This is a genomic window from Kitasatospora sp. NPDC101157 (assembly GCF_044768255.1).
In the GTDB taxonomy this organism is placed as follows: Bacteria; Actinomycetota; Actinomycetes; order Streptomycetales; family Streptomycetaceae; genus Kitasatospora.
In genome coordinates, this window is sequence record NZ_JBIWPL010000006.1 from 108,043 (window position 1) to 122,600 (window position 14,558).

The 14,558-nt window shown below is 72.4% G+C and carries 15 protein-coding genes; 12 read left to right on the top strand and 3 right to left on the bottom strand.

The genetic code is table 11. From position 1 onward, the window contains the following. Positions 1-127: 127 nt before the first annotated feature. On the bottom strand, positions 128-1,150 hold the full coding sequence (locus tag ACIRVF_RS15510) for a LuxR C-terminal-related transcriptional regulator (RefSeq protein WP_402817039.1): 1,023 nt from the start codon (positions 1,148-1,150) through the stop codon (positions 128-130). A gap of 143 nt (positions 1,151-1,293) precedes the next feature. On the opposite strand from ACIRVF_RS15510, the gene ACIRVF_RS15515 reads away from it, so the two are divergent. From ACIRVF_RS15515 to ACIRVF_RS15535, 5 genes are read left to right on the top strand one after another with little or no spacing between them, the layout of a single operon-like run. Next, on the top strand, positions 1,294-1,458 hold the full coding sequence (locus tag ACIRVF_RS15515) for a hypothetical protein (protein WP_402817041.1): 165 nt from the start codon (positions 1,294-1,296) through the stop codon (positions 1,456-1,458). Between the two features lie 40 nt (positions 1,459-1,498). Continuing rightward, complete coding sequence (locus ACIRVF_RS15520) at positions 1,499-2,698, top strand: FAD-dependent oxidoreductase (protein ID WP_402817043.1); 1,200 nt, start codon at positions 1,499-1,501, stop codon at positions 2,696-2,698. Beyond that, on the top strand, positions 2,695-3,342 hold the full coding sequence (locus ACIRVF_RS15525; RefSeq protein ID WP_402817045.1) for a dTMP kinase: 648 nt from the start codon (positions 2,695-2,697) through the stop codon (positions 3,340-3,342). The genes ACIRVF_RS15520 and ACIRVF_RS15525 overlap by 4 nt, the downstream gene beginning before the upstream one ends. Beyond that, positions 3,339-4,385 carry a hypothetical protein gene (locus tag ACIRVF_RS15530; RefSeq protein ID WP_402817047.1) on the top strand — a complete coding sequence of 349 codons (1,047 nt, stop codon included), beginning with the start codon at positions 3,339-3,341 and terminating at the stop codon, positions 4,383-4,385. Before ACIRVF_RS15525 ends, ACIRVF_RS15530 begins: the two co-directional genes overlap by 4 nt. Positions 4,386-4,421: 36 nt before the next feature. Beyond that, positions 4,422-6,170 carry a hypothetical protein gene (locus ACIRVF_RS15535; RefSeq protein WP_402817049.1) on the top strand — a complete coding sequence of 583 codons (1,749 nt, stop codon included), beginning with the start codon at positions 4,422-4,424 and terminating at the stop codon, positions 6,168-6,170. On the opposite strand, the gene ACIRVF_RS15540 is transcribed toward ACIRVF_RS15535, so the two are convergent. Continuing rightward, positions 6,135-6,800: a gamma-glutamyl-gamma-aminobutyrate hydrolase family protein gene (locus ACIRVF_RS15540; RefSeq protein ID WP_402817051.1), complete on the bottom strand. Its 666-nt coding sequence runs from the start codon at positions 6,798-6,800 to the stop codon at positions 6,135-6,137. The two genes, ACIRVF_RS15535 and ACIRVF_RS15540, sit on opposite strands and share 36 nt — an antisense overlap. Before the next feature lie 127 nt (positions 6,801-6,927). On the opposite strand from ACIRVF_RS15540, the gene ACIRVF_RS15545 reads away from it, so the two are divergent. Next, entirely contained in the window at positions 6,928-7,557 is a 630-nt protein-coding gene (locus ACIRVF_RS15545; protein WP_402817053.1) for a hypothetical protein, read from the top strand. Here the strand turns inward: ACIRVF_RS15545 and ACIRVF_RS15550 are convergent. Next, positions 7,543-8,145, bottom strand: a complete 603-nt coding sequence (locus ACIRVF_RS15550; protein WP_402817055.1) for an HAD family hydrolase — start codon at positions 8,143-8,145, stop codon at positions 7,543-7,545. The genes ACIRVF_RS15545 and ACIRVF_RS15550 overlap by 15 nt on opposite strands. 55 nt (positions 8,146-8,200) lie before the next feature. On the opposite strand from ACIRVF_RS15550, the gene ACIRVF_RS15555 reads away from it, so the two are divergent. Genes ACIRVF_RS15555 through ACIRVF_RS15580 form a run of 6 tightly spaced genes read left to right on the top strand, consistent with a single transcriptional unit; the run spans position 8,201 to position 14,278 of the window. Beyond that, entirely contained in the window at positions 8,201-8,857 is a 657-nt protein-coding gene (locus tag ACIRVF_RS15555) for a hypothetical protein (RefSeq protein ID WP_402817057.1), read from the top strand. Further along, positions 8,854-10,080 carry an acetyl-CoA carboxylase biotin carboxylase subunit family protein gene (locus ACIRVF_RS15560; RefSeq protein WP_402817059.1) on the top strand — a complete coding sequence of 409 codons (1,227 nt, stop codon included), beginning with the start codon at positions 8,854-8,856 and terminating at the stop codon, positions 10,078-10,080. The genes ACIRVF_RS15555 and ACIRVF_RS15560 overlap by 4 nt, the downstream gene beginning before the upstream one ends. Continuing rightward, entirely contained in the window at positions 10,077-11,198 is a 1,122-nt protein-coding gene (locus ACIRVF_RS15565) for an acetyl-CoA carboxylase biotin carboxylase subunit family protein (protein ID WP_402817061.1), read from the top strand. The genes ACIRVF_RS15560 and ACIRVF_RS15565 overlap by 4 nt, the downstream gene beginning before the upstream one ends. Further along, positions 11,198-11,773 carry a nitroreductase gene (locus ACIRVF_RS15570; protein ID WP_402817517.1) on the top strand — a complete coding sequence of 192 codons (576 nt, stop codon included), beginning with the start codon at positions 11,198-11,200 and terminating at the stop codon, positions 11,771-11,773. The genes ACIRVF_RS15565 and ACIRVF_RS15570 overlap by 1 nt, the downstream gene beginning before the upstream one ends. Continuing rightward, on the top strand, positions 11,766-13,001 hold the full coding sequence (locus tag ACIRVF_RS15575) for an acetyl-CoA carboxylase biotin carboxylase subunit family protein (protein ID WP_402817063.1): 1,236 nt from the start codon (positions 11,766-11,768) through the stop codon (positions 12,999-13,001). Before ACIRVF_RS15570 ends, ACIRVF_RS15575 begins: the two co-directional genes overlap by 8 nt. After that, on the top strand, positions 12,998-14,278 hold the full coding sequence (locus ACIRVF_RS15580; RefSeq protein ID WP_402817065.1) for an MFS transporter: 1,281 nt from the start codon (positions 12,998-13,000) through the stop codon (positions 14,276-14,278). The genes ACIRVF_RS15575 and ACIRVF_RS15580 overlap by 4 nt, the downstream gene beginning before the upstream one ends. Positions 14,279-14,558 lie beyond the last annotated feature (280 nt).

Genomic DNA, 14,558 nt, shown 5'->3' on the forward strand with positions numbered 1-14,558 from the left:
GGTGAGGGCGGGGTTGCGGCCGGGGGGCCGGGGCTCGGGGCCTCCGGGGTCTGCCGGGAGGAGGTGTCCGCGGCGGCGGCCGGTTGTCCCCGCTCGGTGGGTAATTCGTCTTCCGGCAATGTTCCGTTCATCCGGCTCGGCCAAGATGGTGGGCGTGGCCGAGCAGGTATCCGGCGTGGAGGCGATTGGCGGCACCGAGTTGTTGCATGATCTCGGCTATGTGGCGCTGGACGCTCCTGAGGGAGAGGCCGAGTCTGCGGGCGATGACCCTGTCGTCCTCGCCGACGACCAGTAGTTCGGTGATGGTCTGGCGGATCTCGTCCGAGACGTTTCGGATGTGTTCCTGCCGGTACTCGGTGGGGAAGCTGGTGGCGCCGACCCATGCCCAGTTGAAAGTCCGGGTGATGAAGTCCACGACGCACGGGGATCTGATCAACAGTGCGCTGTGGGAATGCTGGCGGGAATCCACGATGGCGAGCCGGCGGTCGAACACGATCATGCGGGGGAAGCCGTCCGCGAGGGTGCGCACTTCCGCGCCGAGAGCGGTGACGCGTTCGACGTAGGCGATCGTCGCCTGACCGAACTGGGCGGTGTGCTGGTAGAGGGTCCGCATCTTGATGCCGCGGGCGAGCAGGCGCTCGGTCCGGTCGAGGGATTCGGCCAGCACCTCCTCCGACCGGGCCCCACCGGGCTGTGAGGTGAGCACCTCGGTCTGGCACTCCTCGGAGAGTTCCCCGATCAGGTCCCTGACCTGCTGCAGGCCCTGGACGGTCTCGATGCGCTGGCCCTGAAGACGCGCCAGGTTGGCCTCGTCGTAGACCTGGGTGAGCTGCATGAGGTCCCGGCGCACCTGGCTGGCCTGCAGCGTCACCTGGGTGATCTGCCGGTCGAGCCTGCCCAGCAGGAGCGTCACCGCGAGATCGGGCGGCAGCGCCGCGTACTCCTCGGACGCGTCACCGTTCCGGACGATGAGGCGCAACGAGAGCAGTTGCTCCACCGCCGGCCCCACTTCGGGGGCGGGGAAATCGGGATTTCCGGTCAGTTCGTCAAGGGTGATGGCGGCCCGGGCCGCGGCGAACGAGTAGATCCGAATCGCGGTCTGCCCGAGTCCGACTCGTGACAAACATCGAGATATGTCCGCTATCGACACTCTTGCTCTCCCCTCATTTCCTTGCCAGGCGCAAGTACGATACCCGACGGTAGCCCCCCTTGAGCTGGGCGTCATGCATCCTTGGAGCCGAGACCGCCGGGCGGTCTCAACGGAACATGAGAAAAGCCGGCAGCGGGGGATCCGTGAACGAGAACATGCACACCGTTAAATGCACTGGCCGCAAGGCGTTCCTGGGCATTATCGGATTTTTCTGCCTCTTGGCCGCAGCGGTGAACACCGTGGCCCCTGCCCATGTTTCCGCAGCTCCCAGTGTTGTGACGAGTGCCGACGACCTCGGCTGGGACTGACCGGGTCATCAGCGAGAGCGAGCGACGGCGGGGAATCTGGATGCCCTCATTCAACGAAAAGATCCGACGTTGGCGACTGGCGGTCATCGGCGGCGGATCAGCTGCAGCAGTTCAGGTACGACAAGGCGATGTCCCCCCTCAGGAGACCATTGTCATCGGCGCGCGCTGGGGCACCGGAATGGAGTTCCTCGGGAATTTCATCCTCCAGTCCTACGTGGAGGAGTTGCAGGTCTCGGATTCACCGGGCGGCCTCCGCTCCGTGGTCGATCCGGGCCAGTTGCGGCCCAGCGCCAGCCAGTTCGACGGGTATGTGCGCGACAGCCTCATGTCCTCGGGTGCGGTGCTCAAGCAGGGCCGGGTCCTGGAGATCGAGGGCACGGAAGGCGCCTTCCTCATCCACGTGCTCAACGGGGACGGCACGATCTCGTACGTCTGCGCCGAGTCCGTGGTGCTCGCCACCGGTAGCGCGCCGCGTCAGCCCTCCCGCCGATGGGCCGAGGCCGGCGCGGTGTCGCACGAGGTCGTCCACGCGGACATCGCGCAGCGGCGGACCGAGCGCTGGGCCGGCAGGAGCGTGATCGTCGTGGGCGCGGGGAACTCCGGCATGCAGGCGGCGGCCCTGGTCGCCCCCGACGCCGCCGAGGTCGTGCTGCTCGGCAACCGCTACGTGGGCATGTTCCCGACCGAGAACCCGGACCGCTTCGCCTGGCGGGCCCCCTCCCAGCTCACCTACGAACTCGTCGGCAAGTCCGCACTGGAGTGCGGGGAGCGCAAGTGGCGGACCCCGTGCGTACGGCACCTGGTCTACGACGGCCTGGACGTCGAGGGCGGCCGCGTCTCGTGGACGTACTCCGAGTCGCGCAACCAGAACCCCCTGGGTTCCCGGTCGCTGCCGGGCCGGTGCCGGCACGCACAGGCCGCCGAGCGGACGCCCTCCGGGCCGGCCGACTGGCGGGAGTCCCGTGACCTCGCCCGGACCACGGTGGTCTGGGCGACGGGCAACGAGCCGGTGTTCCCCGGCGGTGAGCTGGTGGCCACGCTGGTACGGGACGACAAGGGGGCACTCGCCGTCGACGAGTTCGGCGCCACGTCGACCCCCGGCGTCTTCGCGCTGGGCGCGTGCGCGGGACAGCCGTCCGTCAACGAGACCACGCCGGCGCTCGTCCGCGCCGAGCGCCGCTTCTTCCAACGGTCCCTCAGGCCCGCCGGCGCCACGGCCGCGAAGGAGGTGCTCACATGACCGCGGATCGTCGCCACCGCCTGGTGGCCGTGGAGGGGATCGACGGCTCCGGCAAGTCCACCCTGATCTCGACCCTGGTCGAGCGCCTCGGGCCGGGCGCGCGGGCCGAACGGCTCTCCCCCAGGATGGCGGGCGTCTTCAGGGAACTCGTCGACGAGCCCTCCGGCGGGCTGGAGCGGTACCAGGACGTCGTCCCCGGGGACCTCCGTCACGGCGCCTACCTCGTGGACGCGATCGCCCAGTTCCACTACCTGGCCGAGGAGTACGACGCCAACGACTGGCTGCTCTTCGACCGGTGGCTGACCACCTACCGGGTGTACTGCTCCGGCCGGAGCGTCCACGACGAGTGGTACGCGCGCCTGGAGGCGGCGCTGCCCCGGCCCGACCTGCTGATCCACGTCCGGACGCCGCCCCCGGTGGCGTTCGAGCGGATCCGCCGGCGCGGGGACTGGACCGTGGACCACTGGAGCGAGGACCGGCTCATGGCGGACCTGGAACGGCTCGACGCCGCCTACACCCGGGCGCTCGCCGACGTCCCGCACGTCGCGGTCGACGGCTCGCTGCCCGCCGAGGAGGTCGCGGACCACGTGCAGTCCCTGCTGCTGGGGCTCGCCACCGGGACCGGAACGGAGGACGCCGGATGAGCGGCACACCCCAGCGGACCCTGCTCGCCGTGGCCGACGCCTGGCCGCGCTCGCAGCTCGACCCCTTCCTCGCGCACGAGAACTGGCTGGCGGCCCGCGGCACGGCGCTGCGCGTGCACACGTACGCGCAGGTCCGCAAGGGAGTCCACGACCTGGCCGGGCCGGTCACCGCGATCCTGTTCTTCCCGCACCAGTTCTGGGACGCCAGAATCGAGGACAAGGCACCCGGCGCCTACGGCACCCAGGCCTACGCCGAGTCCCTGACGGCCTACCTGCTGAGCACCGGTCGGCGGCTCCAGCGGACCGCCCCGACCGGTCTCGGCTACCTCAACTCCCCCGCCGCGGTGGCCCGTACCCGGGACAAGGCGCTCGCCCGGCAGGTGCTGGCGGAGGCCGGGATCCCGGTGCCGCCGGGGGTCGAGGACCCGACCCCGCACAAGCTCCTCTCCCTGCTGGACGCCGGCCGGGCCGTCTACGTCAAGGCCGTCTGCGGGTCGATGGGCAAGGGGATCACCCACCTGTCGCCGACCCGCTGGCGCACCAACTACCGCTATGCCGATGGCCACCTGGGATCGCCCGGGAACGCGGCCGGCGAGCAGTGGCTGTTCGAGGACGTCGAGGTCGGGGACGAGCGGTTCCTCGCGGCGCTCTGCGGGACGGCGGGCTTCGTCTTCGAGCACGAGGTCGGCGCGAGCGTCTCCGGCCACAAGGCCGAGCTCCGGGTGACCGTGGCCAACGACCGGGTCGTCGACGTGGAGGAACGGCACGCTCCTGCGGGTTCGGTCACCACCCGCTCGGTCGAGCAGGGCCGCCGGGTGGAGGACGGCCCGGTCTCCGGGAGCAGCGCCACCGCGGGCCGGACGGCGCTGCACGCCGCGAGGGCCCTCGGGCTGCGCTACGCGGTCTTCGACATGGTCACCGACGAGTTCGACCGCGCCTACGTGCTCGACGCCCAGGCCTTCCCGGCGACCGGGACGGGTGAGGACTTCTGGCGCCGCATCCTCCACGGCCTGGTGCCGGCCGCCGACACCGCCGACAGGTAGTACCCGGAACCCGAAGAGAAGACGAGTGGATCGCTCATGCAAACAGGCAAGGTGACCGGGCCCGACCGGGTGCGGTCCGACGCACTGGCACCGGTCAGCACCGAAGTGGTCACCCAGGACGGTTCGGTGTTCCCGTGGCTGGGCTTCAGCTCCGGTCCGCGGGTGCTCTCCGCCGCGGAGGTCGAGGCGCACTGCCGCCTGTTGCTCGGCCACGGGACCGACCGGGTGGCCGAGCGCGCCGCGGCCGAGCTGCTGCCCTCCGTGGAGGGCCGCTCCGACGCCCGGCCCGCACCGGCGGTGATCCTTCACTCCGCCACCAGGACGACCCGGGGGTTCGAGGGCGACCTCGCCGACGTCGTCGCCGGGCGCAACCCGTACGACGTGCCCGGGTACCTGGAGAGCCGGGCGGTGTCGCTGGCCCGGGAGGGCGACCTGGCCGTCGGCCGCCTCGGGCCGTGGCGCGAGGCGGTGGAGCACTACGGCGTCGCGGCCGTGGACCTCGGTCGGCGTGAGCACTACTACCTCTCCGACGCGCTGCTGACGGCGGCCGCCGAGGCGGACGACGCGCTGCGGCCGCTGATCGACTGGGTCGGGGCCCGCCCCGACGCCGTGGTCCGGCTGTACGCCCTCGACCTGGAGACGCAGGTCTTCCTGCTCTGGCTCAAGGAGCGGGCCGGCCTGACCTTGCTCCGGGTCGATGCCAACGGGCCGGTGGTGTCGGCCGACTGGAACCGCAAGGACCACATCCACCCGTCGGTCGCCGACGCCCTGCGGGTGGATCCCACCGGCCTGGACCCGGACGGACTGCTGGCGCGCGAGCAGCGGCAGTCCGACGCGTACCGCCGGCTCGGTCTGGTCGTACCGGTCCTGCCCGGCTACCTGGTTCCCCGCGACCGCGACGCGGAGGCCTTCGTGGACGCCGTGCTCGCCGCCGCCCGACTGCTCTCGGCGCGCTACGGGCTGGAACGCGGCTGTCTGAAGCCGTGCGAGGCCGGGGACGGCGCCCGCATCGTGGCGGGCCTGGACCTCCATGACGAGGTGGCCCTGGCCCGCTGCGCCCGCGAGGCGCACCGGCACGGCGACGCCTACCTCCTGGAGGCGCACGTGGAGTTCCTCGACTGCGAGGTCGCCGGGCGGCGGTTCATCATCACCCCGTCCGGCCACATCACCGGCGGCCGGGTGGCCGAGGGACTGACCCTGCAGCTGATGAACGGCTGCTCCTGGGAGGGGAACGCGACCCTGCTCGCCGAGGACTGCGCCGCGCTGGGCGTCCCCGGGGAGCACTACCTGGCCATGACGTCGGCCGTCGAGGCGGTCCTGGACGCCTTCCGCGGCCCGGCCGCCGAGGCGCTGGGCTGCGCGGACAGCCTGGTCACCGGCGGGATCGACTTCGCGGTGGGCCGGATCGGCGGCCGGTTCGAGGACCGGATCGTCAGCGGCACCATCGACTTCAACCTGTCCTCCCACGGTGCCGTCTACATGCGGCGGTTCCAGGACGCGTTGTCCGCGCCGGGGCGGCCGGTCCACGTGGCGACCCGGGTCTACCGGCCCTCCCCGGAGGCGGGCCTGGCGACCACGGCGTGGTCCGTCGAGCGGCTGGCGGCGGACGGTCGGGCGGTCCAGGTGGTGGCCAGCGTGCCCGGCCGTTGGGGCATGGTGGGCGTCTCCGGGTCCTCCACGGCGGACGCGGTCGCCGCCGTGGAGGACCTGGTGCGCGGGCTGCGCGCCGAGGGTCTGGTGGCGGACGAGCTAGGACAGGCCCTGGTGCTGGACGCGGCGGAGTGACGCGGCCCCGGTCAGGGCGCGGAAGAGCCCGCCACCGACCGGCGACTCGGCCGGCAGCTCCTCCGGGTGCCACTGGACGCCGAGCGCGAACCACGGACCGCGGCTCTCGACCGCCTCGACCACGCCGTCCGGCGCGTGGGCGACGGCGGTCAGGCCGGTCCCGAGCGCCGCGACCGCCTGGTGGTGACGGCTGTTCACCACGGCCCGCTCGGAGCCGACCACGGCACGGAGCCGGCTGGCCGGATCCAGGACGATCTCGTGGAAGTCGGTCTCCGAACCGCCGTCACCGTGCCCGCTCACCCCGAGCTGGGTCGGCAGGTCCTGCCACAGCCCGCCGCCCGCGGCGGCGTTGAGGAGCTGGGCCCCGCGGCAGATGCCGAGGACCGGCTTGCCGTCGGCCTCGGCCCACCGCAGCAGGGTCAGTTCCATCGCGTCCAGTTCCGGCTGGATCTCGGTGGTGCTCCACCGGGTCTCGCCGTAGAGCTCCGGCGCGATGTCCATGCCGCCGGGGAGCACCAGGGCATGGCAGAGCTCGTACGCGGCGCGGAGGGCGGATTCGTCGACCGGTGCTATGCCCACGGGCACGGCACCGGTTTCCGCCACCGCCGAGAAATAGGAAATGCTCTGCATCCAGCGATCGGTTTTTCCGGGCCGGCGCCAGGGGCGGAGTGATACGCCAACAATCACATCATTCACGGCGAGGAACGCTAACACGGCCTCACCGGGCGCGTCAGCACAATTCACTAGGAGCCCAGGAGTGACTTACCGCATAGTGGCCGTCGAGGGCGTGGACGGAAGTGGGAAATCCACGCTGCTGAACGGCCTCGAAAAGGCGCTCTCAGCCGACCGGAAAGTCATCCGCTCACGGCCGTCCCGGGCCATGGTGCACGCGTTCCGGCGGATCGTCGAGACCGGCCGGCCGGGGGTGCTCTACCAGGACGTGCTCCCCGACGACTTCCGGCACACCGCGTACGTGCTGGAGGCGGCGGTGCAGTTCCGCTACGAGCAGCCCCGGTACGAGGCCGCGGACCTGGTGCTGTTCGACCGGTGGCGGCAGACCTGGGAGGTCTACTGCGCGGAGATCGTCGAACACCGTTCGTGGCTCGACCGCATCACCGCCGGGCTGCCGGAGCCGGACACGCTGTTCTGGGTCCGGGTGGATCCGGAGCTGGCTTACCGGCGACTCGTCGCCCGGCACGACCGCTGGGTCGACGTCTACTCCCCGGACCGGCTGCGCGCCAAGGTCGAACGGCTCTGCGCCCGCTACGAGGAGGCGATGCGCGACCGCGGCGCCGTCGAGCTCGACGGCGCCGCGAGTGCGGACGAGGTGCTGGCCCGGGCCCTGGAGGCCCTGGGAGCAGCGGGCGCCGCGTCAGTCGGCCAGTAGACCCGCGATCTCCCGGTGCAGCCCCGTCCCCGACTCGAACAGCACGGCCCGGATGCCCAGCGCCCGCGCCGCCAGCACGTTCTGCTCGCGGTCGTCGACGAAGAACACCTCCTCGGCCGCGGCGCCGAGCCGGGCCAGGGCCCGGCCGAAGGCCTCCGCCGACGGCTTGGTCACACCGAGCAGGCAGGAGAACAGCAGGTCGTCGAAGCGCTCGTGGACCTCGGGGAGGCAGTCGGGCAGGGCCGCGAGCAGGAGCGGGTCGTTGTCGGTGAACAGGGCCGTCCGGTGCGGACGGACCAGGTCGACCGCGGCCAGCACCTCCGGGTCGGGCTCGAACGCCCGGCACCAGATCCGGCGCAGCTCCTCCGGCGTGCCGGGGAAGCCGAGCCGCGCGCGGATCTCCGCCAGCATCTCCTCGGCGGACTGCCGTCCGCGGTCCCAGGCGGAGATCATCCCGGAGCCGTACAGCTCCTTGTCCACCCGTTCCGGCGAAATGCCGCAGGCCGTACTCAGAACATCGATTCTGCGCTCGCGGTGGAATCGGCAGACAACGCCGCCGAGGTCGAACATGAAAATCCTTGGCTGCATGCCGGGACCATAACAGATCAGAAAAAGCGATGGGAAGAAGCAGAGAGGCTCCGAAATGACGAGGACGGCGCTGGTCGCTGATCTCCACGGGCGGTACCAGAATCTCCGCAGGATTATCGATGCGGCGGCGGCGGCCCGGGCGGACCGGATCGTCGTGGTCGGGGATTACCTGGAGGCCAAGGTCTCCAAGAAACTCGCCGCCGCCGGCGGGCACTGGTCGCTTGAGGAGGTCGTCGACCCGGATCCACCGCTGTGGGAGTCACTGCTCTCCGACTGCGTCCTGGTCCGGGGCAACCAGGAGGAACGGATCGCCCACCTCCTGGCGGGGCAGCCCCTGCCACCCGCGCTGGCCGGCATCCTGGCGGCTCCGCCGGAGTACCGCGACAAGGACGCCGTGTACGTCCACGGCCACGGCTTCGACTGGTACCGGACCGAACAGGGGCCGTGGTGCCCGGTGCTCCGGGAACCGGGCGCACCGCACTCCCGGTACTTCTTCGGCCACAGCCACCGCCGGATCCTGGTGGAGACCGGCGGCACCGACGGCAGCACCTTCCGGCGCCTGACCGAGCCCGCCACCGGCTCACCGCACGTCCTGGGTCAGGGCGGCCCCTGGCTCGTGAACTGCGGTGCGGCGTTCCAGGACGCGGCGCACTGGACGCTCTACGACGACGACGACGAAACCGTGACCTTCATGACGGCTGGTGACTCATGACCCGCGTACTCATCCTCAACAGGTCGGCGCTGAGCCGGGCCCGTTACCGCGAATGGCTCGGCGAGGAGGCCGTCATCTGCCTGCTGCAGAACGCGGCGACCGCGGACGTGGACCCGGCGGAGTCGGCCTGCGACGAGGTCGTGCTCGTGGCCGACTACGACACGAGCGGCCTCGCCGAGGCCGAGGCGATCCGCATGCACGAGCGGTACCGGTTCGACCGGATCCTGGCCTTCTCGGAGTACGACCTGATGCGCGCCGCCCGCCTGCGGGAGCACCTGGGACTGCCGGGCCAGACGGTGGAGAGCGCCCTCGCCTTCCGGGACAAGCTGGTGATGAAGCAGCGCCTGGCCGAACACCGGGTGCCGGTGGCCGCGTTCGGGATCCTCGACTTCGCGACGGACCTGCTGGAGTTCACCGAGCGGCACGGCTTCCCGGTGGTCGTCAAACCGCGTTCCGCCTCCGGTTCCCGCGGCGTGCGGGTGCTGGCGGACGAGGAGGAACTGCGCACCTGGCTGGCCGGCGACTTCACCGGGCTGCCGCAGCCGGGCAGTTGGATGGTCGAGGAGTTCGTCGACGGCGCGATGTTCCATGTCGACGGCCTGCTGCGGCAGGGCGAGGCCGAGATCTGCTGGCCCTCCGAGACCACCTCGTGCCTGGGCTTCCACCAGGGCGCGGCGATCGTGAGCCACCAGCTCGACGCGGGAGACCCGCGGACCGAACCGTTGCGGCGGCTCACCCGGGACACCCTCGCCGCGCTGCCGCACCCCGACGTCATGGCGTTCCACGCGGAGCTCTGGCAGCGGCGGGACGGCACGCTCCTGGTGAACGAGATCGCCGGACGGATCGGCGGCGGACCGATCCAGAAGGCGGTCGCGAGCGGGTTCGGCTGCGCGCTCAAGGAGCGCCTGGTACGGGCGGAGCTGCGGCCCGACACGCTGGCACCGGCCGGGGACCTGGCGAACGCCGTCCCCGCGCCGTACGCGGGCTACGTCATCCTGCCCACGCCGATCGGCACGGTGGCGGCGCTGCCGCCGCAGCCCTTCGACCGGCCGTGGGCGACCGCCAAGCTCAAGGCGGCGGTCGGCGGGAGCTTCTCGGGTGCCGTTTCGAGCGTGGACGAGATCGGCTCGTGCGTCGTGACCGGGGCGGACGGCGGCCAGGTGCGCGAGCGCCTCGACGAGTTCGTCGACTGGTTCGCCGAGGGATTCCGGGTGAGCCGGTGAGCGCGACGGGGGCCCTGATCCTGCTCAACAGCGACCGCCGCGAGCTTCCCGAGCGGCTGAGCCGCCGCTCCGGGCTGCCGGTCCACCTGATCACGACGGAGCGGTACCGGGACCACTACGGTGCGGGCCCGGACGTCAGCTACGTCCGCGACTGGCACGACCTCACCGCCGTGCGCGCGGCCGCGTTGCACATCGCCGCGCAGCGGCCGGTCCGCGGGGTGGCGGCCGCGACCGAGAAGAGCGTCCCGGCCGCCGGCCTGGTGCGCTCCGCCCTGCAACTGCCCGGCCCCGGGTACGACCGGTCGCTGGCCTTCTCCCACAAGGACGTGATGAAGCGCCGGCTGGGCGAGCGCGGGATCCGGGTGGCGAGGTGCGCCACCGCCTACCGGCTGGAGGACGTGCCGAGGCTGGGCGCCGAGCTGGGATGGCCCGTGGTGGTCAAGCCCGTCACCGGCGCCTCGGCCCGGCACGTGGTGCGCCTGGACGGTCCGTCGGGCTCGACGGACCTCGGCCCGGCCGACCCGGCGGTGACCGGGATACCGCTGCTGGTGGAGGAACACCTGGAGGTGCTGGCCGAGTACCACGTGGACGCGGTGATCCGGAACGACCAGGTCGTCTTCCACGCGGTCTCCCGGTACTTCGCCCCGGTGCTCTCGCTGCCGCGCGAACGGCGGGGCTCGTTCCTGCTGCCCGACGGCTCGCCGTCCCACCCGGAGCTCACCGCACTGCTGCACCGCGTGGTGGCCGCGCTGCGCCCCGGCCGCGGGGTGGTCCACCTCGAATGCCTGGAGACGCCGGACGGGCTCCACGTGGGCGAGATCGCGGCGCGCCCGGGTGGCGGGGGAATCCCCCGGACGCTCCACGAGGCCTACGGGGTGGACCTGTGGGACGAGGTCCTGGCCGGTGAACTCGACGAGGAGCGGGGCGCCGAGCCCGCGGTCCCGGAGCGCGTCCACGCCTGGGCCCGGGTGCCCGTCGCCGACGGCGCCCAGGGCTTCGAGGTGATCTGCTTCTCCGCCGCCACGGCGGACGGCGTGCGCGAGCGGTACGCACGGCTGCAGCGGGACGCCGCGACGGCCGGTGTCCAGGAGCGGGAAGGCGTCGCACCGTGGAGTTGATGGAAGCGGTGCTCGGCCGGCGCAGCCGTCCCCGACTGACCGAACCGGCGCCGGACGACGCCGAGTTGCTCGACCTGGTCGGTGCCGCGCTGACGGCCCCGGACCACGCCCGCCTGGCCCCCTGGCGGCTGGTCACCCTGCGCGGCGAGGACCGTGAGGCGCTCGGCGCCCGGTTCGCGGCGTCCACCGGAGGGGACCGGGCGGCCCGGGACCGCGCGGCCGGCAAGCCGCTGCGGGCACCGCTCCTGGTGACCGTGGTGTTCTGCCCGAAGGACCACGCCAAGGTCCCCGAGTGGGAGCAACTCGCCTCCGCGGCGGCGGCCGTCCACACCCTGCTGCTGCTGTTGCACGGAAACGGCTGGGGCGCGATCTGGCGCACCGGCCACCTCACCGAGGACCGGGCGGTGCGCCGCCTCCTGGGCGTCGAGGACGGTGAACGGCTGCTCGGCTGGCTGTACGTGGGGACCCCCGCGGGCACCGTGCCACCGCGCCCGAACGCCGCCCCCGGCCCGCGGGTCCGACCCTTCCGCCACCTCCGGACGGAAGACGCACCGACGAAGGAAACCCATGCATGAGGCAACTGGTGCCCCCGTCCTGCTCATCGGCTGGTACGCCAAGGCGGTGGAGGCGTTCGAGACGCTCGGCCGCCGGGTGGTCTGCGCCGTGACACCGACGGACCTGGCCGCGGCGCAACAGGTCGACAGCGGCGCGGAGTTCGTGGTCGTGCCCGACACCTCATCGGTGGAGGACGTGCTCGCCGGACTGGCCCGCGCCGAACTCGCCCCGGAGGACTTCGCCGCGATCTGCAGCATGCGCGAGTTCTCCCTGGTGACCGCGAGCGCGCTGTCCGGACTGGCCGGTCGCCCCGGGCTGGGACTACGGACCGCCCTGGCCCTTCGGGACAAGTACCTGCAGAAGCGGATGGTCCGGGCCGCCGGAATACCGGTTGCCGACTGCCGGACCGTCAGTTCGCTCGGGGAGCTGGCGCAACAGGACTGGCGCGGCCCCGTCGTGGTGAAGCCCCTGGCCGGCGGGGCGGCGCGGGACACCTGCGTGATCGGCTCGCCGGAGGCGCTCCGGTCGGCGGTCGACGCCGGTCAGGGGGCCGCGGAGAAGGGCCCCTGGCTCGTGGAGGACTTCGTCGAGGGCCCGGAGATCCACGTGGACGGGATCGTCTCCGGGGGCGAGGTGACCTTCCTCAGCGTCTCCCGCTACCTGCAGAACGTCATCGCCATCAAGTCCGGCGGGGTCGTCGGCTCGGTCGTCGTGGATCCCGCCGACGGCCTGTACGCCCGGGCGGGCGAGCTCACCCGGGCGGCACTGGCCGCGCTGGGCCACCGGGACGGGATCTTCCACCTGGAGGCGTTCGTCCAGGACCACGGCCTGGTGTTCAGCGAGTGCGCCGGCCGGATCGGCGGCGGTCTGATCCGCGACGTGGTGGCCCACCAGTTCGGGGTGAGCCTGGTCGAGGCCTGGGCGCGGGCCGCGCTGGGCGAGCCGTACCGGCCGTCGGGCACGGTGCGCGGCGGCACCACCGGCTTCGTCCACCTGCCCGCGCCGCCCGGCCGGGTGGCGCACCTGCCGACGACGGCGGACATCCTCGACCGGCCGGGCTGCGTCACGGCCCGGGTCGACGCCCGGGAGGGGCGCGAGATGCCCGACGTCACCGTCGGTTCGAACGTCAAGGCCGGGCGCGTGATGGTGGTCGGCGAGGACGAGGAGCAGGTGGAGGCGCGGATCGGCGAGCTCGTCGCCTGGTTCCGGTCCGCGGTGGCCGTCCAGGGAACGGGGGCGGAGCGGTGACCGGCACGCCGCTGCCCCGGGAGCCCGGGCGGCGCCGGGCGGCGCGGGCGCTGCCGCCGCCGGGTCCGGCGCGGACCCTGTACTGGGCCACCTTGGTGAACATGACCGGCACCGGCATGTACGTCACCAGCAGCGCCGTCTTCTTCGTCCGGTACGTCGGCATGCCGACCGACCAGGTGGGGCTCGGCCTCACGATCGGCGGCCTGGTCGGGCTCACCGCCGGCGTGCCGATCGGCCGGCTGGCCGACCGCCGGGGACCGCGCGACGTCTACCTGACGACCCTCGCGCTGGAGGCCGCGGCCATGTGCCTGCTGCTCGCGGTGCGCTCCTTCTGGGAGTTCACGGCGGTGACGACGTTGACCGGGCTGGCCGCCGCCTCCAGCAACGCGGCGCGCGGGCCGCTGATCCGCGCTGTCGCCGCGGACGACCCGACCCGTCTCCGGGCGCACCTGCGGTCCGTCACCAACATCGGCATCACGCTGGGCGGGGCCGCCGCCGGGTGGGCCATCGCCGCGAACACCCGGTCCGGCTATCCGCTGCTCATCCTCGGCAACGCCGCCTCGTTCGCGCTCTGCGCCCTGCTGGTGCGGCGGCTGCCACGGGTGCGGCCGGTCGGTGCCGCGGAGCGCCCCGGGCGCCGCCGCGCACTGGCCGACCGGCCGTACCTCGGCCTGACCGCGGTGAACCTGGTGATGATGTTCCAGTACCCGGTCCTCCCGCTGATCCTGCCGCTGTGGATCCTCGGGCACACCGACGTGCCGCACTGGGCGATCGCCGCGGTCATCCCGGTGAACACCATCATGGTCGCCGCCCTCCAGGTGCGGATGAGCAGGGGGATCGACGGCCCGCTCGCCGCCGCGCGGCTCATGCCCAGGGCCGGTCTCGCGCTGACCGTCAGCTTCCTGCTGATCGCGGGGCTGGGCGCCCTGCCGGGCCGCGTCGGCACCGCCGTCCTGGCGGTGGTGGTCGTCGTCTACACCCTGGGCGAGATCCTCTTCGCGACCGCCAGCTACGAGCTGAGCTTCGAGCTGGCGCCCGCCGCCGCGCAGGGCCAGTACCTCGGGGTCTACAACCTGGGCGGGGGGCTGGGGCGGGTGGTCTCGCCGTCGGTGGTGACCTTCCTGTGCCTCGGGGTCGGCGGGTGGGGCTGGCTGGTCCTGGGCTCGCTCATGCTCGGCGCCGGCCTGGTGACACCGTCCGTCGCCCGCTGGGCGCTGCGCACGGCCGGGGCCCGGGAGCCGGTGGCCGCCGGTTCCCTCCCACCGGTGGTCGAGTGAAACGTTCGCCGACAGCTCGCCGTGCGTTCACTTGAATTGCAGGAACTGTCCGTTATGAACCCCCGTCATCCTTCTGCCAGTTCCACTTCCGAGGGCCGTCGGCGCTGGTCCGGCGGGGCGATGCACGGCAGGGTTGAAGTCGTCCGACCGGGACGGCGGGTGCTGGGCACCCCACCGGTCAGCGGACGCCGACGACAGGGCTTCGTGCCGACGTCGCTATCGGCTCCGATCTTCACGGACCACCCTCGTCGCCCGGCTTCGCGTGCGACGCATCCGTCAC

Excerpts from the sequence above, each read along its gene's own strand:
- ACIRVF_RS15555 (WP_402817057.1), top strand. The coding sequence starts at position 8,201 with ATGACGAGGACGGCGCTGGTCGCTGATCTCCACGGGCGGTACCAGAAT.
- ACIRVF_RS15570 (WP_402817517.1), top strand. The coding sequence starts at position 11,198 with ATGGAAGCGGTGCTCGGCCGGCGCAGCCGTCCCCGACTGACCGAACCG.
- ACIRVF_RS15535 (WP_402817049.1), top strand. The coding sequence starts at position 4,422 with ATGCAAACAGGCAAGGTGACCGGGCCCGACCGGGTGCGGTCCGACGCA.
- ACIRVF_RS15550 (WP_402817055.1), bottom strand. The coding sequence starts at position 8,145 with ATGCAGCCAAGGATTTTCATGTTCGACCTCGGCGGCGTTGTCTGCCGA.
- ACIRVF_RS15575 (WP_402817063.1), top strand. The coding sequence starts at position 11,766 with ATGCATGAGGCAACTGGTGCCCCCGTCCTGCTCATCGGCTGGTACGCC.
- ACIRVF_RS15520 (WP_402817043.1), top strand. The coding sequence starts at position 1,499 with ATGCCCTCATTCAACGAAAAGATCCGACGTTGGCGACTGGCGGTCATC.
- ACIRVF_RS15540 (WP_402817051.1), bottom strand. The coding sequence starts at position 6,800 with ATGCAGAGCATTTCCTATTTCTCGGCGGTGGCGGAAACCGGTGCCGTG.
- ACIRVF_RS15530 (WP_402817047.1), top strand. The coding sequence starts at position 3,339 with ATGAGCGGCACACCCCAGCGGACCCTGCTCGCCGTGGCCGACGCCTGG.
- ACIRVF_RS15560 (WP_402817059.1), top strand. The coding sequence starts at position 8,854 with ATGACCCGCGTACTCATCCTCAACAGGTCGGCGCTGAGCCGGGCCCGT.
- ACIRVF_RS15525 (WP_402817045.1), top strand. The coding sequence starts at position 2,695 with ATGACCGCGGATCGTCGCCACCGCCTGGTGGCCGTGGAGGGGATCGAC.